Genomic DNA, 20,672 nt, shown 5'->3' with positions numbered 1-20,672 from the left:
CGGGACATGCTCCGGGTTCACGTTTCATCTTCACCCTTTTATTGAGTAAAACCTTTTTAGCGGAAGGGTAAAGATTCAAAGATCACCACTTCCGCATATCCCGCCCTCCCCCGAGGAAGTCAGGCCGCCTAAGGGAGTTAGAAGGCAAATACAAAGGCAAGGGCAAAGGCAAAAAGATTAGAAGAGCGTTAGTTGCTCGGTTGCAGGAGCTTCGTCGGAGAGACTCGGCACACCTTTGCAGAGGAGGAGGTAGCCGCAGTGGCGGCAGGGGCTGTCGCTGGTGGCTTGGGTGTAGTCCGCTTCTCGGTCGTGGGTGGCGATGTGATCGAGGGCTTGGCGGATCGTCTCCTCTGTCTTTTTGAGATCGGTGTCTTGGATCGGAACTTGGGACTCTGTCCCCAGCGCCGTGAAATAGAGCACGGAACGTGCTACGTTCCAGTTGAGGAGGTGCTTGGCGACGAGCGTGTAGAGCTGGAGTTGCGGCGTGTAGTGCTCGGTCGTTTTTTGGATGGAGCGCTGGGTGATGCGGTTGGTTTTGTAGTCGATGACGACGGCCGTGTCGTCGGCCTTGCGGATCACTTTGTCTAGGACCCCGGTGATTTCGTGGGGGCCGAGGGTGAGGCGGAACATGAGCTCGCTTTTTGTTTCAGCCGCGCTTTGCACTTCGCGGAACAAAGGGCTTTGCAGATAGGTGTTTACATCTGCACGCAGTGCAGGCAGATGCTGCTCGGCCTCTTGGCCGACGATGCTTTGCTCGGCGAGCGCACGGCGGATGAGATCATCCGCCTCGGCGGGCTCTTGGAGCCACTCGAGGACTCGATGCACGAGCGTGCCGCGCTCGGTGGCGGCTAGCTGCGTGCGATCACGCTCGTCGGGGGCCATGATTTGCTCCGGTTGGGACTGGGGCTCCTCGTCTGTTAACTCCGGGAGGCGCAGGCCGTAGCGGTAGTAGTACTGCCTTGGGCACGCGAGATAGGTTAGCAAGGCTGACACGGATAGTAAGATCCCCTGGGTGCTGTCCGGCTGCAAGGGCTGTGTGAATGGGAAGGCATGGTGCAAGGGCGGCATCTGGTTGGTCAGATGCTCCATCGCTCCTGCCCCCGCCGCAGCGACCTCGCGCCAGGCGGCTGTGATCTCGGTGAGCACTGCTGTAGGGTCGTGTTTTTTGGGCTGTGTTGGCAGCATCGGCTCGGGCGAGTCGCCCGCTGTTTCGGAAGACCACTTTACTTCCGGCCACTCCGCGAGGAGTGTGCCGGCCATTTTTGACAAATCGCCATCGGCGATGGTCGCGACGAGCCAGTCGAACCAGCGGCTGTTGTCGAGGGTCATCGCTTTTTTCGGCGCTTCTCTTGTGGCGACGAGCAGCAGGTAGTCGCGGGCTCGGGTCATCGCGACGTACAGTTTGCGGCGCTCTTCTTCGACCGCTTTGCTGCGGTCGATTTCGCGGAGCTTGGGCGCATATCCCATGTCGTTCCACGACTCGTGCTCGGTGAAGGTCGGCACGAGTCCGTAGGCAGGGTCGTAACGGAACTTGCCTTCGCTGCGCACGTTGAATTCTCGCGCCATGTCAGGCAGGATCACGATCGGGAACTCCAGACCTTTGGATTTGTGCACGGTCATGATTTTGACGACGTCGCTTTGGTCGGACTCGACCTGCGCGTCCGCTTCGTCGACGCTTTCGTCGACCATCAGTTGCAAGTACTGCAAGAACGGCAACACCCCTGCCCGCTCGGGCGCTTGCTCGTGCGCGAGCTCGAGCAGTTTGCGCACGTTGCCGACTTTTTGGTTGCCGCCGAAGGTCAGGAGCAAGGCCTGCTCGTAACCGGTCTGCTCTAGGATCCGCGAGAGCAGTTCTCCGGCTGTCAGGAACGCTTTTTCGGAACGCCAAGCCGCCAGCAGGCGCTCTGCCCGCTGCAATTTCTCCTGGTCATCGCCGGCGATCCGGGGCCAATTTTCGGAATGGGAAAATTGGCTCCGCTGCAAGCCGGGCTTGCCCAGCCAATACAACGCTTCGTCGGACACGCCAAACAAGGGCGAACGGAGCGCTCCGATGAGCGCAATCACATCGCGCTCATCGACGACCGCTTGCAGGAGCTGCACGAGGTCCCATACTTCCTGACGGCGGAAGAAGTGCCGCGAACCGATGATGTAGTAGGGGATCCCCTGCTCCTGCAGGGCGTACTCGTAGTAGGAGAGGTGCGTCATCGCCGAGAAGAGCAAGGTCACATCCCGGTACTGCACGGGACGAAGTCCCTCCTCGCCCGGCACGAGCAGTTCTTGCCCGACCATCTCTTGGATGCGGCGGGCGATGGCTTGCGCTTCTTTGAGCTTGCTTTTCGCCGCGTCTTCGGCGGCGGAAAGGTGCAGGATCTCGACCATGTGGCGGTCGTGTGCGGGCGGGCGCGTCGCCACCATCGGCTCGTATTGGGTGGCATAACGCGGGCCGTCCGCCTGCACGGGCATCAGGCGCTCGAACAAGCGGTTTACAAAATCGATCACGGGCTGCTGCGTGCGGAAGTTATGCGCCAACGGCACATGTTCGCCGTCGCGGGTCAGCACTTCGGCTTGCGTGGCAAGAAAAACTTCGAGATCTGCGCCGCGAAAACGGTAGATCGACTGTTTGGCATCGCCGACGACAAACAGTTTTAGGTCGGGGTTGCTCGCTGTCAACGCGTCGAGCAGCCCTTTTTGTACAGGGTTGGTATCTTGGAATTCGTCGACCATCAGGAAGCGCAGTCGCCCAGCGATCGCTTTGCCAACGACCGGGTGCTGCAGCAGTTGCACAGCCCGGTTTTGCAAATCGGTAAAGTCGACGCCGCGCTCTTGCCGCTTGCGCTCGGTGAAGGATTGATGCACGAGCTGCAGCACGGCGCTTGCGTCTTGCACGACGTCGAGCATGCCACCTGGCACGAGTTGGCCGACGATGCGCCCGATGATCGCTTTTAGGTCGTTGACGTCCGCTTTCAGCTCTTTGACCAGCACGCCCCAGCCGTTGAGGAGACCGCTCAGCAGTTCGGCGACCTCCGCCTGATAGCGGAGCCCGGACGCTTGCCACGCTTCGAGTGTGGACGCGATGGCGGGATAGGCGGCCTGCAGCTCTGCGCCGCGTTTTGCCGAGCCTTTTGAGGTGTCTTTTTGGGACAGGTCGATGGCGGAAAGGCGTGCCAGACAAGCGGTGAGGAGCTGTACGTCCATCTCCAGCCCGTTGGAAAGCTCGTTAAGCTTCGCAAGCGAGTGCTGAGCCATCCCGTGGAAGTCTTCTGTCTGCTCGCGTACGCTTTGGTAAAAGCGTCCCAGGTGCTCGACCAGTTGCTCGTAGCCGTATTCGGTCACGAGGCGGATCACCGCCCCGTCTTCGGCTGCCAGTCCGGCGTCGAGCACTTCGCGTAACACATCGTCGAGCGCCATCCGCGCTTCGCTTTCTTCGAGCACGCGAAACTGCGGGTCGACGCCCGCCTCGATCGGATACTGGCGCAGCAGGTCGGAGCAGAAGCCGTGGATGGTCGTGATCGCCGCCCGCTCCACTTCTTCTTTGAGCTGCCCGATCAACCGCTGCTCGTCAGGTGCTGCGGTGCGTTTCCAGCGGTTTAGACGCTCACGAATCCGTGCTTTCATCTCCGCCGCCGCTTCTTTGGTAAAGGTGATCGCGACGATCTGATAGGGTCGGGCAGGCGTGCCCGGCTCGCGGTGCAGCTCCTCCGCTTCCAGTTCCAGCGGCGGCAGCACCATCGGCCGCCCGGCGAGCATTGCGGTATAGCGCTCGGTCAGCACCCACGTTTTGCCCGCACCGGCTCCGGCCGAGACGGACAGGTCTTTTTCTACTTCTCGTATCGCCGTCCACTGCTCTTTGGTCGGACGCGGATCACTCATCGACGGTCACTCCTTCCTCTGCAGATTGTTCGTTTGCTTCTCGGCTCAAGGCACGCAAGCGGTCATAGCGGCAGACCATTCGGTACTCGCAGTAGTCACATACCGCTTCATCCCCCGGCAGCACGGCAAACACGCCGTCGGCCATCTGCCCCCGGTAACGCTCAAGCGTCTGCTCAGCGTGGGTCAGCAGTTCCTGCCAGCTTTCTTCATCGAGCTTGGTTCGCTTTTTGCCCATGCCAAGGCCGTCCAGATACTCGGCCTTGACCAGGGCGCTGGTCGTCCGGTCGCCTTTTTCGATGGAAAAATAGGCAGCGCCTGCCGCCGTGCCATCCGGGAACAAAGCCTGCTCGACCACCTTTAGATAGACCGGCAGCTGAAAATCAAGGCCCTGCTCGATCGCTTTGGGCATCTGCTTGGTGTGTTTCGATTTGTAGTCGACGACCATAAACGTCCCGTCCGCCGTGGCGTCGACGCGGTCGATCTGCCCGCGGAACTTCAGCTTGCCGATCGTGACCGGCTCGGTCTGGGACTTCGGATCATGACCCTTGCCGGCCTGCATTCCGAACACCCATTCCAGATACTTTGGCGCCATCGGCAGCCCCATTCCATTCCACGCCTGCGCCTCGACTTCAAACCACTGCGTCAATCTGCGCAGCAGACGCTCTTTTTCCAGCACCTGCCGCACCCCGACTTCGGTGAGCCGCACGGACTGTGCCCGCTTCCATTCTTCTTCAAAAAGCAGGCTCAGCTGCCCGCGCAGCATCTCGACCAGTTCCGGCGTCATTCGCTGCTCCGCCGTCACCTGACGATACAAGCGATTCAGCACACGGTGGTACAAGTTGCCTTTCTCCAGCGCTGACAGCTCTTCCGTTTCTTCCTGCTCCCCGTCGAGGAGCAGCACGCGCGACAGGTAGAATTTATAGCCGCACTCCCCATAGCGGTTGAACTGCGACACGCTGTACACCGTCTCTTCGGAAAAACGCTGCCCCAGCGCCGTCCGAATTCCAGCGTCGCCAAGCACACCGTCGTAGCGGGAACCTCCCGTGCTTTCCGCGCGCTCCCGTTCGCTCATCGCCTGTTCGACCACCTGCAGCCAAAAGCCGGGCTCGACAAGGTCGACAGCTCCTGCCGCCATCAGCCGCGCTGCCGTCCAGTCCCGCGCCTCGCGCCGGTTGGAGATCTCCCCCGCCTCGGCAGGATATAGAGCCGATCCGCCCAAATACGCGTCCGCTTCCATCTCCGCTTTTACGCCGGGGCAGAGTTCGAGCAGCTCATCCAAGTACCGCGAAGCCAGGTCCTGCTTCGAGCCGCCGACACAGGACAGCCAGGCGCCTTCCCGTGCGGTGTGCAGGCCCATCAGGAAAAACAGCTTTTGCTGATCGACCTGCACGTTTGGCGAGAATGATGGCACCTGCTGGGCAAGTTCTTCGCGCAGCCCTTCTTTGATCAGCCAAGGCGATTTCGGAGGCGTCGGCCAGACGCCTTCGTTGAGCCCGACAAAAAACACATGAGCAAACGACAACCCACGGGCAGCCGACGGGTTCAGCACCTGCACCCCGCCCCGTTTTCCGCGTTCGACGATGATCTCTTCGCCTTGCAAATGCCTTTTCAGCACTTGCACAAACTCCGCCCGCGAGTACACGCCTTCTGCACCAAACACCGCATCCAGACGCCCTAATGCGCCGAGCGCCAACTCGATCTTCTCCCGCGCCTGCAAGTCCCGCTGTAGATGCTCCGTCTCATACCCGTCCTGCTCCCGGTAGCGCAGCACCAGGCGCCGCTCCAGCTCCGCCCCCGGCATCACCGCACGCAAGGCATCGGCATGCGAACTGCCATCGGCAACATCCGGCACGGCAGCCACGCGGTTCGCAAGCCACTCGATCCACTTTAAAACAGCCTGCAGATCATCCGCTTCTGCTTGTGCACCCCGCGCATCCTTCGCTAGGATCTCTGCCGTCAAGCGTGCTCTCCACACATCCAAGCCTTTCACCACGCCAAGCTGCCTGGCCGCCTTTTGCAAAACAGCAGGCGACACGACATGCTCGCCGAGCAGCCACTCGGCCGAAGCGAGTTGCAGCAACGTGTCTCGATGCCACTCGGCGTCTTCCAGTCCGTACAGGGTCAGCAGATCGCGCACCCATGGCACCTCATCGGCGGACAGCGCCACATTCACGCGCAGCGGAATGCCTTCCCGTTTCAGCACGCGGTGTCCAACGCTGCCGTACGCGATCTCCCGGTTGCACAGCACGGCGATCTCCCCCAGCGGCACGCCGCCGTGATGCAGTTCTTTCACCCGCTTGGCCACCCACAGCCATTCTTTCTCTTCTGTGCGCGCGGCAAAGGCCCGTACAGAAGGCGCAGCAAAAACAGGTTCCGCGTGCGGCGCAAACAGACCGGCCTGCACCGCGAGCAAGTCACCCTTCACGCCCTCACATTCGGCTTCCGTTTCATCAAAGAGCGCCTGCAGTTGAAAGCGCTCCGCCAGCTCGGCGATCGTCCGTTCCATCATCCCGGCCAGACTCTCCATCCAGGCCCACCGTTTCGCCTGGTAAGGCACATACATCTTTACATTGGGTATCGCAAACAGCGGCTCCAGTACCTTCAACTGATGCGGCAGAAAGTCAGTATAAGAATCCACAAACAGCGTCGCCACGTCTGGGAAAACATCATTCAGCCCCTGATCCTGCAAAATCCGGGCGGCTTCCAGATACGACTCCTCCGTATCCAGCAGCACCGTCTCCCCGGCCTGCAGTTCCCGTTCATACGCCGCGTACACCTCAGCTAACACCGTCATGTTTTCCTCATGCACCGTGCCGCGCACAAACGCCGCCAACTCTTCCGGCCCTACGCCCGAGCGGCGCAGTTCGGCGATGTGTTCCCGAAACGCCGCCACCACGCCCGGCGAGTGTGCCCATTCGGCCAGCTGCGCGCCGTTCCATTCCCGATCCATCCCGCGCAGCACCTTCGCCACAAGTCGTTCCGCCCCCAGCGTGTCCAGCCGCACATACGATTTCCCGCCCGCCTTCAGCACCCGTTCGACGACTTCAAAAATGGTCAGCACCTGCTCCCCGACCATCCCGCCAAGCCCGTCCAGCGCCAGTTCCCGCACCACCGCGCCCAGTCCCCGAGTCGGCACCAAATACAGCCAAGACGCCCCGCGCCCCGCCGCAATCTCCGCCCGTACCGCCCCGGCCCATTCCTTCCGATGCTCACTATGAAACGCCCCTGCCACAATCTCCCGTACACTCGTCACTCGTCCGTTCCCTCCTCTGACTCAGTCCCCCAAACTTCGCTCCCTGCCCCCGGAATCCCTGTTGGCAAATAAAAGAGGGGCTCCCAGAGCCCCTCTTTCCCAACCAAACTACTCCACTCGCAAATACCCGATCATCGGGCCGTTTGCTTCTACCGTTGCGTGAGTCAGGCACACCACCCGGTACGTGCCGGCCTGCTCGGGCGTGAAGGTGACGCTGGTCGTCTTGCCTTTCTCCACGCTGCCCTTTACGCCGAGCCCTTCGATCAGGAACGGGTGCGCTTTTCCTTTTACGCCATAGAAATGCAGTGTGACCGGCTTCCCTTTTTCCACGGTCAGGAATCCAGGGTCCCAGCGGTAGGCTTCGATTTCTTTGCCGTTTTCGAGTTTCGTTTTGATCTCATTGGTCACGATCCAAAACTCCTGCTTCTGCCCGGAAGCATCGGCCACATGCGCCGATTGCAAATAAGGTTTCGTCTCCGCCGCACCTGCCGTCACCAGCCCGGCCAGCACAGCAGCCGTCACACCCGCACCAACTAACAGCTTCTTCATAAAAATACCTCCTCACAAAACAATCTCTGCTCCTACTATCCCACCATCTTCCATCTGCAATTCCCCCAAATGCGCCTAACAAAAAAGACAGCTCCCTCAGGAGCTGTCTTCTGACTTTAATCTTACAGCTTTGGCACAACGACCTCAGACGGATCGCCGAGCAGTTTGCCTTCCTCATCAAACACTTTTACCAGAAACGCCTTGCCCGCAAACTGCTTCAGCATGCTGTACGGAACGGCCACCACTTGCACCCGTCCTTTTTCATGCTGCAGGTACACTTGCAGTTCCGACCCTTCCAGCGAGAAGTGATCGAGGCTTCCGTTAAACACATACAGCCCCGACTCTTTGGCCAGATCGACTTTTTGATCGGTCGAAATCACATCGACCGTATCCAAAAACTCCGGTGTGCGATCCGGATACGAGAAGACCAGCCCCTCGACCGGCAGCTCCACATTCTGCAGGTCAAATTTCACTTTCACGACTTGCCCTAAACTATGGTCGGGCGTCACCCGGCGGCTCTTCAGATCGACCAGGTAATACCCGTCGCCTGCCGCCACCCGAATCTTTTCATTGGGCAACGCATGCACCGCCTGCATCTCCTTTACGCCAAGCACCCGCAGCGTCGAGGTCAACCAGCCCGAATCGCGCAAATTCCCAGAATTCGCATCATAGAACAGCACCTGATGCTCCTCCGAGCCCTGCGGCGTGAAGTTTACCGCCAGCAGGTGGCTGTCCGTCCACAAAATCTGCCCCGCCGTCCCTTCCGGCAGCACGGCGAGCTTTTGCGGTTTCATCCCGATCGCTGCTTTGTAGATCACCGGCGCTGGCTGCGGGTCGACAAACACCAGTTGTGACGTAAACGAAGGATCGGCAGCAAACAGCGTCCACTGCCCTTCCTCCGACCAATCCGATTTTTTCAAAAACGTCTCTTCCTTCCCGCGCTGTGTCCGCGAGATCTCCAAGCCGTCCGATCCGTCAAATACCACTTCGCCCGCCCGCTTGATATCGGCGATCATCCACTGGCCTTCCACTTCGCGGACGGTCACTTCATACGCCTCGCTGGAAGCCTTCTCCACCGGAGAGCCCCACGACACGCGCACGCTGTACTGGATCTTGTCGGCGCCTTTTGAAGCGTTATAGATCGTAAACCCGGTCATATGCGGATTGGACAGATTTGGCGTGACCACCGGGCGTTCATTTTTCATGCCCGCGGTCAGAAAACCTTTCGCGTCCTCCGTCCGCCGCTGCAAGAGCAGGTCGAAATACGTGCTGACCACATCATAAGGCGCCAGGCTCTGCACCGCTTGGTTGGCCTTGGGCTGGGAGAGCGTCTGCCACTCCGGCACCTTGATCAGCCCGTCATCGCTAAACGGAGAGGTGACCAGCAAGCCGCACCAGACCGCCACGGCGATCGTCAGTGCGGTCGCCCCCCGCCGCAACCAGCGCGAGCGTTGTTCGACGCGGGTTCTCCGGTCATATTCCTGCAGAACTTTCTGCTTAAACTTCATCGCATCGGCCGGCTTGTCATGCTCCTCCGGCTTCATAACTTTTAGTTCCTTCTTGAGATGATCCCACTGCGGTTCCGTCATTGCATGCTCACCCCTTCCTCTGCTGCTTTTCGTGCCATCTGTTCAAACAGCGGGTCACCGCCAAGCATCTCTTGCAGTTTCTTGAGCGCCCGGTGCAGCTTGGTGCGCGTTTTCGCCGATGTCCAGCCAAAAATCGCGGCGGTCTCCTCCGTGGAGAACTCATGGATCATCCGCAGCACCACCACATCCCGGTCATCCTTCTTGAGCTTGAGCAAAGCATCGCGCAGCGCATCTTCTTTGGCGCTTCGCTCGGCCCGCTCGTATAACGACAGCTCATCGCTGGCAATGTCATGCACTTCAGAGAGCGAGAACAAATTCTTAAACCGCTTTTTCCGATACCAGTCGGCAACAGCCCGCCGGGCGATCGCCAAAATCCAAGTCTTCGGAGCGGCCAGGCCTTGGAAGCGGTCGGCGCCGACCAGAACGCGGACGAATACTTCCTGCGCAATATCTTCGACGTCTTGTCGCGAGCGCACTTGGTATCCGATATAGGCAAAAACGTCCCGGTGGTAGAGACGGTACCATTCATCAAAATCGTGTTCCACCATCGAGCCTTCCCCTCTTCCCCCATTGAATTTCATTCTCATCTACAGATATAGTCGGGGGTTTCACAAAATTTGTTACAGGTTTTGCGAAAAAATTAATCCGATTCTCGAAATTTTATTTTTCTGATAAACAAAAAGACTGCCTGGCTAACAGGCAGTCCTATCCGCGCTTCTCCAGCGCGATCAAGACGGGCGGATCGTTTTGCTGGTTGAGGAAGCGGTAGAGCAGAACATGTGCCCGTTCCAGTTCCACACTTTCCGCCCAGTCCAGCACCGCGCGGGTCTCCGCCTTGCCCTGTTCGTGGCCGGAATAGAGCATGACGGTCATCACGCCGCCGGTGGCGAGCAGTTCCAGCGCGGCGTCGAGGGCGGTCAGCGTCGATTCCGCCACCGTGACCACCTCCGGGTCGCCGCCCGGCAGATAGCCAAGATTAAACGTCACCGCTTTGACGCGCCCGTGCCAGTCACGCGGCACGGCGTCGCGCATCGCGGCGTGGCTTTCCAGCTTCAGGTCGACCCGCCCCGGCATCCCCGCCTCCACGAGCCGGGTCCGGGCTTTTTCCAAAGCGGTTTCCTGCACGTCAAAGCCGATCACCTGTCCACTCTCGCCCACACGCTCCGCTAAAAACAGCGTGTCGCTGCCCTTGCCAACCGTTGCGTCGATGGCAAGATCGCCCGGCTCAAGCACTTCGGAGAGCAGTTCTCGCATATACCGCAACATCGGCCGAATGATCATATCGGTTTATTTATCCTGGGGGACGTAAAACTTCCCTTGCCAAGAGTCCCTTTTCTTCAGCTCGGCATCAATGCCGTTGAGCACCGACCATTTGTCCAGCGACCAGAGCGGGCCGATCAGGGTATCGGGTGGGCCGTCTCCGGTCAGGCGGTGGATGACCATGTCGGGCGGGAGGATCTCCAGCATATCGCAGACCAGCTTGATGTACCGATCCGGATCGAGGAACTCGACCAGCCCTTCCTCATACTGCTTCACCATCGGCGTATACTTCAGCAGATGCAGCAAGTGGATCTTGATCCCCTGCACGCCCATATGCGCCACCGCCCGTGCCGTCTCCATCATCATCTCATCGGTCTCGCCCGGCAGGCCCAAAATGATGTGCGAGCAGACCTTGATATCCTGCTTCCGCAGCCGCTCCACCGCATCCAGATACACCCCGTAATCATGCGCCCGGTTGATCAGCTCGGCCGTCTGCTCATGAATCGTCTGCAGCCCCAGCTCCAGCCACAAAAACGTCCGTTTGTTCAGCTCGCCCAGATACTCGACCACATCATCGGGCAAACAGTCCGGCCGCGTCGCCACCGACAGCCCAACCACGTCTTCCTGCTCAAGGATCGTCTCATAATACTCCCGCAGCGTCTCCACCGGAGCGTATGTATTCGTATAGGCCTGAAAATACCCCAGATACTTCGCTTTCGGCCACTTGCGGTGCATCTTTTCCTTCACATCATGAAACTGCGTCACCAGATCGTCCTTGCGGTTGCCCGCAAAATCGCCAGAGCCGCGCGCCGAACAGAACGTGCATCCGCCCGTCGTCACCACCCCGTCCCGGTTCGGACAGGTAAACCCGGCGTCCAAAGGCACCTTAAACACCTTTTCACCAAACACCGAGCGCAAATGAGTATTCCACGTATGATATCGCTTATCGCCCCACAGGAGCGGTTCTTGCTTTGTCAGTTGAGTCATATTCAGACTCCTTTCTGCAAAAATCCACAGCATTCAACCTTTATTGTAACATTCTTCCCCATTCCCGAAAAATCCGCTGTTTCCCAGCCGATTTATCGGTACGATACAGCCCGTTAGGACATATGATACAACAGATTAGCGGGTCATAATGCAAGTCTGGGAAAAACGCACCAAGAAAATCAGCTAGCCCTTCATGTTGGGAAGTAAAAACGCCCCCACCGAGGTCTCCGGTGGAGGGCGTTTTTCGTTTCTGCAATTCCTTAGACAGCCCAGCTCATCAAGCGAATGCCGCCCGCGTCCTTGCGCAAAATCCGTTCGCCTACCTCATAGCCGGACGAGAACGACAGCTCCGACAGTTGACCGACGCCTTGCACCCAGTCGCCGGCAAAATACGCATTCGAGCAGGCATGGAACTGCACCGGCATCAACTGCTGGTCATCTTCCACCTTGATCTCCTGCGCCGCCGCACGCTCCGTGTAGCGCTTCGCCGCCAGCTGGTCACGCCAGCCTGGCAGATGCTTGTCAAACAGCCGCTCGATCGCTTCCTTGCGCATCGCCGCATGCTCGCGGTCACCCACCTCTTCGCTCTTCAAGTACGCGACCGCCTGAATCAGCTGTCCACCCTCCGGGGTGCATGGCGTGTAGGCCGAGATATCGGTCATAAACACGCGGGCATTTTTATCATAAATATAGGTGTACGGCGTGTCGATGCGCTGGGTCAGGCCGATGTCATAGACCAGCACGTTGTTTGGCTTGTGCAGCAGGTACGGCGCGATCGAATGTTCCAGCGGCGTTTCGGCAAAGATCTTGCCGAGCTCCTTGGGCGGCACCGCAAACACAAATTCATCGCCTTCGATCACGCCGTCCGGCGTTTCCACGCCGACCACGCGGCCTTGGTCAAACAGCACGCGCTCGATCTTTGCTTTCGTCATCACTTTCGAACCGTTCTCCACGATCACACGCTCCAATTCGGAGACGAGCGACCCCCAGCCGCCGGCGATGTACGAGACCGCCTTCGACGTGCGGAACAGCCGCTGGTAGTAGTTGAAGAACACCGTCGACGGAATCCGCTCCGGCTCTTGGGTAAAGAAGTTGCTCGACGCCAGGGTCAGCATCAAATCCTGCACCTGTTGATGTTTGCCCGAGCGCTTCAGCCACTCGCCGATCGACACGCCTTCCTCGCCGCGCTCCAGCAGGCAGACCGTCTTCACCACTTCGATGGCAAACCGCGCCTTGGTCGCCCCTTTCGGCAAGACCTTGGTCTTGTACAAGCCTTCCAGCGTCGCCGGCATCTCCGTCATCTCATGGCCGAGGTCGTAACGCGCCTTCTTCGGGTCAAAATCCACCCAGCCGATGTTCAGCTGCAATTCCTTCTGCAGCTTGCGAATGTAGGACGAGTCCCGGCTGTAGATCGCGTGCGCTCCAAAGTTGAAATCAAACCCTTTCAGCGGAATCGTCACCGCGCGCCCGCCCAGCTTCGGCGCTTTCTCCAGCAGCGTCACATCCTGCCCCGCCTTCGCCAGCCTCGCCGCCACGCTCAAACCTGCCAAACCGCCGCCCACCACTACCGTCCGTTTTTTCATAATCAAATCGACCTCCAAGTCGAGACGTGAACTATTTATATATCCACACTTTTAATGAACTCAGTCTAAAATGTACCTAGTACAATTATATTACAGGTCTATGAAATATGTGTCCAGTCCCAAAATGGTGTAAAATAGAACCAAGCAGCAACCATCAAGAGGGGGAGAACCTATGTCCAGCCGCAGAGAGCGCAAAAAACAAGAGACGCGCAACAAAATCTTCACCAGCGCCATGAAACTGTTTCAGGAAGGCGGCTACGATGCCACGACGATCGACATGATCGCCGAGCACGCCGATGTGGCGCGCGGCACCGTCTTTTTGCATTTTCCTTCTAAAGAAGCGATCTTAGCCCACTGGGGGCAGGACAGCCTCGCCGAGATCACCGAACGCCGCGAAGAATGGGACCTGAGTGAGCTGTCGGCCGAAGAAAAAGTGATGCGCCTGTTCAAAATCGCGCTCACCGCCAACCAGGAGAGCTTTGACCTCGTCAAGATCTGGGTCAAGTCCACCCTCGCCAATCCCACGGCGATGATCCACGAGCGGCAGAGCCCGGTCGCGCTGCGCAACCTGATGGCCGACATTCTGGAAACGGAACAAGAGAAAGGACGGCTCAAGCAAGAGATCGACCCGATCATCGCCGGTGACATGCTGGAGAACATCTACCTGCACGCCATGCAGGACTGGGTCTTGTCGGAAGGCAACTGGCCGGTCGAAGAGATTCTGACCACCAAGATCCACTACCTGTTCAACGGTCTCAACCAATAAAACGGCCGGGCATGTATGAACCGCCCTGCCTGCGAGTATCCTAGTCTGAGGAAAGTAAGACACATCACCAAATTTTGTCTTGGCTTTCCGACCTAATTAAGATAAGATATATGTATGTATAAAAACTCTTTCTACATAGGAGGTAACACCCAATGGCATACCAACTGCCGGCACTTCCGTACGCGAACGACGCTCTCGAACCGCACTTTGACGCAATGACCATGGAGATCCACCATGACCGTCACCATGCGACCTACGTAAACAATGTAAACGCAGCACTCGAAGGCCACGACGACCTGGCTTCCAAGTCGATCGAAGAGCTGATCTCCAACCTCGATGCTGTTCCGGAAAACATCCGCACTGCAGTCCGCAACAACGGCGGCGGCCATGCGAACCACTCCCTGTTCTGGGAAATCCTTTCCCCGAACGGCGGCGGCGCTCCGACCGGCGAAATCGCTGACGCGATCAACGCGGCATTCGGTTCCTACGACAACTTCAAAGCTGAGTTCACCAAAGCTGCAACCACCCGTTTCGGCTCCGGCTGGGCATGGCTGATCGTTGACGGCGGCAAAGTGGCAATCACCACCACCGAATACCAAGACAACCCGCTGATGCAAGGCAAGACCCCGATCCTCGGCCTCGACGTTTGGGAGCATGCCTACTACCTCAAGTTCCAAAACAAGCGCCCGGACTACATCGCTGCGTTCTTCAACCTGATCAACTGGGATGAAGTCAACAAGCGCTTCGCAACAGCGAAGTAATTTCTGATTTCTGAGCAAAAAAACGCCTCTCCATGCGGAGAGGCGTTTTTTAGTCTTGCTGCATGCCATCCTTTACGATCTGTAGCAACTCTTCCCGCTTCGCCGGATGACAGCCGATGATATACGGCTCCTCATTCATCCCGACAAAATCCGTGCCATCAAAGTCGATCACCTTCCCGCCTGCTTCCTGCAAAAGCAACAGACCGGCATACAAGTCATCGCCTTCCGAATTGTACAGCACCACGCCATCGAGATCGCCGCGTGCCATCATGCACCACACCAAGGTCGGTGCCCAGACGCGGAGCACGCGCTTGGAGACTTCATCAAGATGGTGCTTGAGCCGCATTGCCCGCGGATCTTTTTGCACGGCATGCCCTTGAATCCAGCCCAAGGTCAGCTTCTTGCCCTGCTTGGGCTCCTTGATCCGCAAGGGCTGCCCGTTGCATGTCGCGCCACCACCGCGCTCGGCGACATACAGCTTGTCCAGCACCGAGTCGTAGATCACGCCAAGCAGCGCTTCCTTGCGGTAAAAGAACGTGATCGCCACCGCATACACCGGCAGCCCGATCGCATAGTTGTTCGTCCCGTCCAGCGGATCGACCAGCCACAAAAAGTCGCCTTCCACGCCCGACCAGCCCGTCTCCTCACTGCGAATCCCATGGTCAGGAAACGCGCCGCGAATCTGCTCCAAAATGATCGCTTCGGCCAGCCCGTCCACCTCGGTGACGAGATCCCCGTGCTCATCTTTCTCTTCCACCGCAAACGCGCTGTCAAACTTCTCCTTCGCCAGTTTCCCGGCTGCAACAGCCGCTTCCGACGCCACTTCGCGCGCCCGTTTCAAGATCGCTTCCATCGCTCTCGTCCCCCCTGTTCGTTTCCATATTTTAACCGAAATCGATGAACCTCGTCCAACCATTCACCACCTCATATTCTTTCATGAACACGTTTAAATACTCACTCTAAAATTTTTACAAATGCAAAAGAGGTTTCCTGTAGGTTTATGTCGAAATTTGACGACGAAGATTCACAGCCCTACCTACTATTCTGACGATGCTGTCCTGTCCTGAGGTGAGACGTTTGAACGAAGTGAAAGATCTCATGCTCAATATGCTCATCATCATCCTGCCGATCTTTGTCTACCAGACCTTCTGGATCGACAAAGCGAGCAGTCCGATGGTTTCTTCCAGTAACCGCACCGCCATCTCCATTCTGGCCGCCGTTGCTGCGCTTTGCTGCATGCTGTTTCCGGTGCATCCGCATCCCGGCTATGTGTTCGACCTGCGCCTCGTCCCGCTCCTGATGGGCATCCTTTACGGCGGGTTCCGCGCGTCGCTGTTAATCATCTCCGCCGTCTATTTGTACAGCTGGCAGATCGGCGGCATCGGCTTTGTCATTGTGGCGCTGACCTATCCGGCGGCGATCATCGCCAGCTTCCTGCTCGCCGCCCGCTTCAAGCTCTGGGAGCGCCGCCGCAAACTCGCCGCCGCCTCTCTGCTGTCTTTTCTGTCCGCCCTGCTCGTCAACACGGTGGTCGTGCTGACCCTTGATGAGCCGTTTTTCATCAACCCGCATCTGCCCGTCTTTGCCGCTTACGTCATCCTGCACGGCATCACGATGTGGATCGCCGTTTACCTGATCGAAAACATGCGCGAGAAAGCCGCCTTGCGCTTCGAGATTCAGCAGGCGGAAAAGCTGCGCATCATGGGTCAGCTCGCCGCGTCGATCGCCCACGAAGTCCGCAACCCGATGACCGTCGTGCGCGGCTTTTTGCAGTTGCTGCAGTCGGACCAGATCCCGTCCGACAAGCGCCAGATGTTCCTCAAGCTCGGCATCGAAGAGCTCGACCGCTCCGAGTCGATCATCTCGAACTATCTGGCCTTCGCCCGCCCGCAGTCCACGCGCATCGAAGCGGTCGACGCGGCCGAGCGGGTCGAGCATGCGGCCGGCATCATCTCCTCCTACGCCACCTTGCGCAACGTTGAGATCAACACCCTGACCACCCCCGGCCTCTTCATCGAAGCCGATCCCGAGCAGCTCTCCCAAGTGCTGATGAACCTGATCAAAAACGGGATCGAAGCGATGCAGCAAGGGGGCGTCCTCACGATCACCGTCGCTGCGGCAAACGACGGCACCGCCCGCATCGAAGTCGCCGACACCGGCGTCGGCATGACGCCCGATGAGACCTCGCGCCTCGGCAACCCGTTTTTCTCGACCAAACAAGACGGCACCGGACTTGGGATCATGGTCACCTACCAGATCATCCACAGCATGAACGGCAAGATCCACGTCGAAAGCGAAAAAGGGAGCGGGACGCGCTTTATCATCACGCTCCCTCGTAAATCTGACTTACTAGCAGGCAGGAAATAGACTTACTTTGTCGAAAAAGTTCGTTCATCCGAGTGAGGTGAACAACGTTGGCCGGCATACAAGAAGTCTTGCTCAACCTGCTTTTTATTTTGCTGCCGATCTTTATCTACCAGAACTTCTGGGTCGATAAGCTCGGCACCGCCATGCCGCGGCGCAACGGCGTCGCCATCGGCTCTCTGTCAATTGCATCCGTCCTGCTCTGCATGACGTTCCCCGTATCGATCATCCCCGGCTACGTGCTGGATTTGCGGCTCGTTCCGATGCTGATCGGCATTTTATACGGCGGGTGGCGCGTCGGGATCTTTCTGATCATCGCCTTGTTTGGCTACCGCGTCCTGATCGGGTCGCTCGGCATCGGATTTCTCCTGATGACGATCTCCTTCCCCGTCGTGATCGCCCTGGCCATCCTGTCGGCGAAGCGCTACCTGCTGATCGGACGGCGCCCGAAGATCATTTTCACGATCCTGCTCCTCTTGGTGCTGCTGATTCCGACCAATCTGATCATCGTACATAGCATGGAGGTCACACCCTGGCAGAATCCGCACCTGCCGTTCCTCGCCTTTTTCACGCTGATCAATCTGTTTGCGGCGTGGCTTGCCGTCTACCTGATCGAAAACATCCGCGAGAAAGCACACATGCGCGTCGAAGTGCAGCAGAGTGAAAAGCTCTATGTCCTCGGCGAGCTCGCCGCCGCGATCGCGCATGAGATGCGCAATCCGATGACCGTCGTGCGCGGGTTCCTGCAGCTCTTGCAAGAGCAAAGCGTCTCGCCGGAGAAGCAGAAAATGTTTCTGGAGCTGAGCATCGAAGAGCTCGACCGCTCCGAAGCGATCATCTCCGACTACCTCGCCTATGCCAAACCGCAGATCGACAAGCACGAAGGCATCGAAGTCAGCGAGCGCGTCCGCTCGGTGGCCGGCGTCGTCACCTCGTACGCCACGCTGCGCAGCGTCACCGTCGAAAGCCAGATCGAAGACGGCCTGGAGCTCACCGGCGACCCGGAGAAGTTTTCCCAAGTGCTGATGAACCTGTTCAAAAACGGGATCGAAGCGATGCCCCAAGGCGGCACGCTGCACATCCACGCCTACAAGCGGGCCCGCCAGATCCACATCGACGTGTCCGACACCGGCGTTGGCATGACGCCGGCCGAACTGGCCCGCCTCGGCAACCCGTATTACTCAACAAAAGAGACCGGCACAGGACTCGGCCTGATGGTCACCTATCAGATCGTCCATTCCATGTCCGGCCACATCCAAGTGAAAAGCGAAAAGGGCAAAGGCACGCAGTTCGCGCTGTCCTTCCCCCTTCCAGATAAACATCATGAAAAAAACGCTCCTCCCAAGTAAGCCTCGGGAAGAGCGTTTTTGATTTTGATTTGACCGTCACAGCAACAGCAGCACGGCCAGATTGGTCACCACGAGCAGCGCCAGATACAGCGCATCGCGGCGGCCAACCGTCATCTGGTGATAAAACGTGCGGTTCAGCGTTCCGTCAAACCCGCGCGCTTCCAAGGCCACCGCCACGCGCTCCGCTTTGCGAATACCTTGGGCGAGCAGCGGAATCGTATAGCGCATCACGCCTTGGATCTTGCCGCGCAGCCCCGGCACCCGCGCCACGCCGCGCACGCGGTGCGCCGCTTTGATCTGTGCGTACTCCTCTTTGAACAGGGGCAGGAAGCGGAACCCGGCCAGCAGCGCATAGGCGAATTTCGGCGACACTTTGCACTGCTGCATCAGGCTCATCACCAGCTTGGTCACGTCGGTCGTCGCCGTGAACAGGAAGCCGTAGCAGACGAACGCCATCATCCGCAGGCCAATGTTCAAGCCGTTTTGCAAGCCTTCCGCCGTGATGCGAATCCACGCCCACTCCCACCAGACCGTCTCGCCTTTGCCGTATGCGGCGAGCACCCAGGTCGTGGACAGGAACAGCACCAAAAACGGCGAGACGCGCACGATAAACGTTTTCAACGGAATCTTGGCCAACGTCAGCGTGATGATCACCGGAACTGCCAGCAGGACCAGCGTGGTCCAGGGATCACGGGAGAACACGAGCAGGATCATGCACAAGAGGTGCAGGAAGAGTTTGACCGACGGGTTGACCCCGCCGACAAAGCTGTTCGTCTCAGGCATACACGCTTCCCTCCTCCTGTGCAGCTTGGCGGCGCCGGTACTCATACGCCAGCGGCTCGATCAGCGCGGCGCGGGCGAGCAGGTCGGGCTGCGTGAACAGCTCCTGCGGCGTCCCGTCGAACAACAGCCCATGCTCGGCGAACACCAGCACGCGGGAAGCCGTTTCGGCAACCAGTTCCACATCGTGTGTCGCCATCATCACCGTCGTGCCGTTTTCGTTGCGCTCGCGAATGCGCTCGACCAACTCCCGCGTCGTGGCGGCGTCCTGGCCAAACGTCGGTTCGTCGAGCAGCAAGAGCTCCTGATTTTTCAAAAGCATCCCGGCCACGCTCAAGCGGCGTTTCTGCCCTTGGGACAAGGTAAACGGGTTCTTCGAAGCCAGCGCTTCCAGATGGAAGTCTGCCAGCAACTGCGTCGTCTCCCGCTCCACCTGCTCCTGCGGCCACCGCGCCAGCTTGCCGCCAAACGCGACTTCCTCGTAGACGGTGTCGGCGATAAACTGATGCTCCGGGTTCTGGAACACGAAGCCGACACGATCATACAACGCTTCCGGCTTGTACTTCCCGAGTTCCTTCCCCTTCAACAGCACCTGCCCCCCGCTCACTGGAAGCAGGCCGCCGACCGCCTTCAAAAATGTGCTTTTCCCGGCTCCGTTCGGCCCCATCACCGCGACCCATTCGCCAGGCTGCACGCTCACATTCACATCCGACCAGACATTCGCCCCGCCCCGATAGCTCATCCGCAGCTCGCGGACTTCCAAAAGCGGTTCTGTTTTGTCTACAGGGTTGGGAGCTGGCGGCGTCGACTGCAGGCGCTGTGCCAGCTCATGCTGCGGATCACGCAACAGCTCCTCCCACGTCACCGGCCACATGCGCGGGGTCCAGATGCCATAGTCTCGGATCGCTTGTGCATGATCGCGCAACACATCTTCAGGCTTCCCGGTACCTTGCAAGGAACCGTCGGGCCCAAACAACAACACGCGGTCGATCCACTCCATGACGCTCTCCAGCTTGTGCTCGATGACGACGAGGGTCTTCTCTCCGCGCAGTTGGGCGATGTCTTGCAGCACGAGCCGGGTGTTCTCCGGGTCGAGCTGCGCGGTCGGCTCGTCAAAAAACAGCACGTCCGGCTCCAAGGCGAGCAGGCAGGCCAACGCCAAACGCTGCTTCAAGCCGCCCGACAGCTCGGCGATCTGCTTGTTCAGCGGCAGATCGAGCCGCACTTCCCGCATCAGCCGCTGAATCTCCCCGCGCATCTGCGCAGGCGGAACCCGGCGGTTTTCCAGTGAAAATGCGATCTCGTCTTCCACCGTCAACATGCAAAACTGTGCATCCGGGTCTTGAAACATCACCCCGACCCGCTCCGGACGGTACACGTTCCCTTTCATCCACGCTTCGATCGAACGGGGAATGATGCCCGACAGCACCTGGGCCAGCGTGCTTTTGCCGCTGCCGCTCGGACCAAGCAGCAGCACCGATTCCTTTTCCTCGATCTGTACGCTCATCTCTTTCAACACGGGGGTCTCACGGTCAAAAAATTGCACAGACACCCTTTCACA

General features: G+C 58.8%; 15 protein-coding genes. 4 read left to right on the top strand and 11 right to left on the bottom strand.

What is annotated here, in order from left to right; all coding sequences use genetic code 11:
• Positions 1-177: 177 nt before the first annotated feature.
• The 8 genes from CBW65_RS11755 to CBW65_RS11720 all read right to left on the bottom strand — a co-directional run bounded on the left by CBW65_RS11755 (position 178) and on the right by CBW65_RS11720 (position 13,091).
• Positions 178-3,870, bottom strand: coding sequence for a UvrD-helicase domain-containing protein (locus CBW65_RS11755; protein ID WP_087456986.1), 3,693 nt, complete (start codon positions 3,868-3,870; stop codon positions 178-180).
• Complete coding sequence (locus CBW65_RS11750) at positions 3,863-7,123, bottom strand: PD-(D/E)XK nuclease family protein (RefSeq protein WP_087456985.1); 3,261 nt, start codon at positions 7,121-7,123, stop codon at positions 3,863-3,865. The genes CBW65_RS11755 and CBW65_RS11750 overlap by 8 nt, the downstream gene beginning before the upstream one ends.
• A gap of 108 nt (positions 7,124-7,231) precedes the next feature.
• On the bottom strand, positions 7,232-7,672 hold the full coding sequence (locus CBW65_RS11745) for a cupredoxin domain-containing protein (RefSeq protein ID WP_087456984.1): 441 nt from the start codon (positions 7,670-7,672) through the stop codon (positions 7,232-7,234).
• A 122-nt stretch (positions 7,673-7,794) separates the two neighbouring features.
• On the bottom strand, positions 7,795-9,261 hold the full coding sequence (locus CBW65_RS11740; RefSeq protein WP_087456983.1) for a hypothetical protein: 1,467 nt from the start codon (positions 9,259-9,261) through the stop codon (positions 7,795-7,797).
• Positions 9,258-9,809 (bottom strand): RNA polymerase sigma factor, encoded by a 552-nt coding sequence (locus tag CBW65_RS11735; RefSeq protein WP_157721905.1) that lies wholly within the window; start codon positions 9,807-9,809, stop codon positions 9,258-9,260. Before CBW65_RS11735 ends, CBW65_RS11740 begins: the two co-directional genes overlap by 4 nt.
• Before the next feature lie 157 nt (positions 9,810-9,966).
• Complete coding sequence (locus CBW65_RS11730) at positions 9,967-10,542, bottom strand: tRNA 5-(aminomethyl)-2-thiouridylate-methyltransferase MnmM (protein WP_087456981.1); 576 nt, start codon at positions 10,540-10,542, stop codon at positions 9,967-9,969.
• A 6-nt stretch (positions 10,543-10,548) separates the two neighbouring features.
• Positions 10,549-11,508, bottom strand: a complete 960-nt coding sequence (locus CBW65_RS11725) for a tRNA modification radical SAM protein MnmL/YtqA (protein WP_087456980.1) — start codon at positions 11,506-11,508, stop codon at positions 10,549-10,551.
• A gap of 260 nt (positions 11,509-11,768) precedes the next feature.
• Positions 11,769-13,091, bottom strand: coding sequence for a phytoene desaturase family protein (locus CBW65_RS11720; RefSeq protein WP_087456979.1), 1,323 nt, complete (start codon positions 13,089-13,091; stop codon positions 11,769-11,771).
• Positions 13,092-13,263: 172 nt separating this feature from the next.
• Between CBW65_RS11720 and CBW65_RS11715 the strand changes: the two genes are divergently transcribed.
• Together CBW65_RS11715 and CBW65_RS11710 are read left to right on the top strand one after the other, a co-directional pair.
• Positions 13,264-13,857, top strand: coding sequence for a TetR/AcrR family transcriptional regulator (locus CBW65_RS11715; protein ID WP_087456978.1), 594 nt, complete (start codon positions 13,264-13,266; stop codon positions 13,855-13,857).
• A 152-nt stretch (positions 13,858-14,009) separates the two neighbouring features.
• Positions 14,010-14,618, top strand: coding sequence for a superoxide dismutase (locus CBW65_RS11710; protein WP_087456977.1), 609 nt, complete (start codon positions 14,010-14,012; stop codon positions 14,616-14,618).
• 49 nt (positions 14,619-14,667) lie between these two features.
• On the opposite strand, the gene CBW65_RS11705 is transcribed toward CBW65_RS11710, so the two are convergent.
• On the bottom strand, positions 14,668-15,471 hold the full coding sequence (locus tag CBW65_RS11705) for an inositol monophosphatase family protein (RefSeq protein ID WP_087456976.1): 804 nt from the start codon (positions 15,469-15,471) through the stop codon (positions 14,668-14,670).
• A gap of 233 nt (positions 15,472-15,704) precedes the next feature.
• On the opposite strand from CBW65_RS11705, the gene CBW65_RS11700 reads away from it, so the two are divergent.
• Together CBW65_RS11700 and CBW65_RS11695 are read left to right on the top strand one after the other, a co-directional pair.
• On the top strand, positions 15,705-16,985 hold the full coding sequence (locus CBW65_RS11700) for an ATP-binding protein (RefSeq protein WP_232463535.1): 1,281 nt from the start codon (positions 15,705-15,707) through the stop codon (positions 16,983-16,985).
• A 47-nt stretch (positions 16,986-17,032) separates the two neighbouring features.
• Positions 17,033-18,331 carry an ATP-binding protein gene (locus CBW65_RS11695; protein ID WP_087456974.1) on the top strand — a complete coding sequence of 433 codons (1,299 nt, stop codon included), beginning with the start codon at positions 17,033-17,035 and terminating at the stop codon, positions 18,329-18,331.
• Positions 18,332-18,367: 36 nt separating this feature from the next.
• On the opposite strand, the gene CBW65_RS11690 is transcribed toward CBW65_RS11695, so the two are convergent.
• Positions 18,368-19,114, bottom strand: coding sequence for an energy-coupling factor transporter transmembrane component T family protein (locus CBW65_RS11690; RefSeq protein ID WP_087456973.1), 747 nt, complete (start codon positions 19,112-19,114; stop codon positions 18,368-18,370).
• Entirely contained in the window at positions 19,107-20,618 is a 1,512-nt protein-coding gene (locus CBW65_RS11685) for an ABC transporter ATP-binding protein (RefSeq protein WP_232463488.1), read from the bottom strand. The genes CBW65_RS11690 and CBW65_RS11685 overlap by 8 nt, the downstream gene beginning before the upstream one ends.
• Positions 20,619-20,672 lie beyond the last annotated feature (54 nt).

It is taken from the genome of Tumebacillus avium (genome assembly GCF_002162355.1).
GTDB lineage: Bacteria > Bacillota > Bacilli > Tumebacillales > Tumebacillaceae > Tumebacillus_A > Tumebacillus_A avium.
This window is presented reverse-complemented; position numbering and strand designations above follow the sequence as displayed.

Bases quoted from the DNA above. Each gene is read 5' to 3' on its own strand.
- CBW65_RS11715 (WP_087456978.1), top strand. From the start codon at position 13,264: ATGTCCAGCCGCAGAGAGCGCAAAAAACAAGAGACGCGCAACAAAATC.
- CBW65_RS11725 (WP_087456980.1), bottom strand. From the start codon at position 11,508: ATGACTCAACTGACAAAGCAAGAACCGCTCCTGTGGGGCGATAAGCGA.
- CBW65_RS11705 (WP_087456976.1), bottom strand. From the start codon at position 15,471: ATGGAAGCGATCTTGAAACGGGCGCGCGAAGTGGCGTCGGAAGCGGCT.
- CBW65_RS11690 (WP_087456973.1), bottom strand. From the start codon at position 19,114: ATGCCTGAGACGAACAGCTTTGTCGGCGGGGTCAACCCGTCGGTCAAA.
- CBW65_RS11740 (WP_087456983.1), bottom strand. From the start codon at position 9,261: ATGACGGAACCGCAGTGGGATCATCTCAAGAAGGAACTAAAAGTTATG.
- CBW65_RS11730 (WP_087456981.1), bottom strand. From the start codon at position 10,542: ATGATCATTCGGCCGATGTTGCGGTATATGCGAGAACTGCTCTCCGAA.
- CBW65_RS11755 (WP_087456986.1), bottom strand. From the start codon at position 3,870: ATGAGTGATCCGCGTCCGACCAAAGAGCAGTGGACGGCGATACGAGAA.
- CBW65_RS11720 (WP_087456979.1), bottom strand. From the start codon at position 13,091: ATGAAAAAACGGACGGTAGTGGTGGGCGGCGGTTTGGCAGGTTTGAGC.
- CBW65_RS11710 (WP_087456977.1), top strand. From the start codon at position 14,010: ATGGCATACCAACTGCCGGCACTTCCGTACGCGAACGACGCTCTCGAA.
- CBW65_RS11745 (WP_087456984.1), bottom strand. From the start codon at position 7,672: ATGAAGAAGCTGTTAGTTGGTGCGGGTGTGACGGCTGCTGTGCTGGCC.
- CBW65_RS11685 (WP_232463488.1), bottom strand. From the start codon at position 20,618: ATGAGCGTACAGATCGAGGAAAAGGAATCGGTGCTGCTGCTTGGTCCG.
- CBW65_RS11735 (WP_157721905.1), bottom strand. From the start codon at position 9,809: ATGGTGGAACACGATTTTGATGAATGGTACCGTCTCTACCACCGGGAC.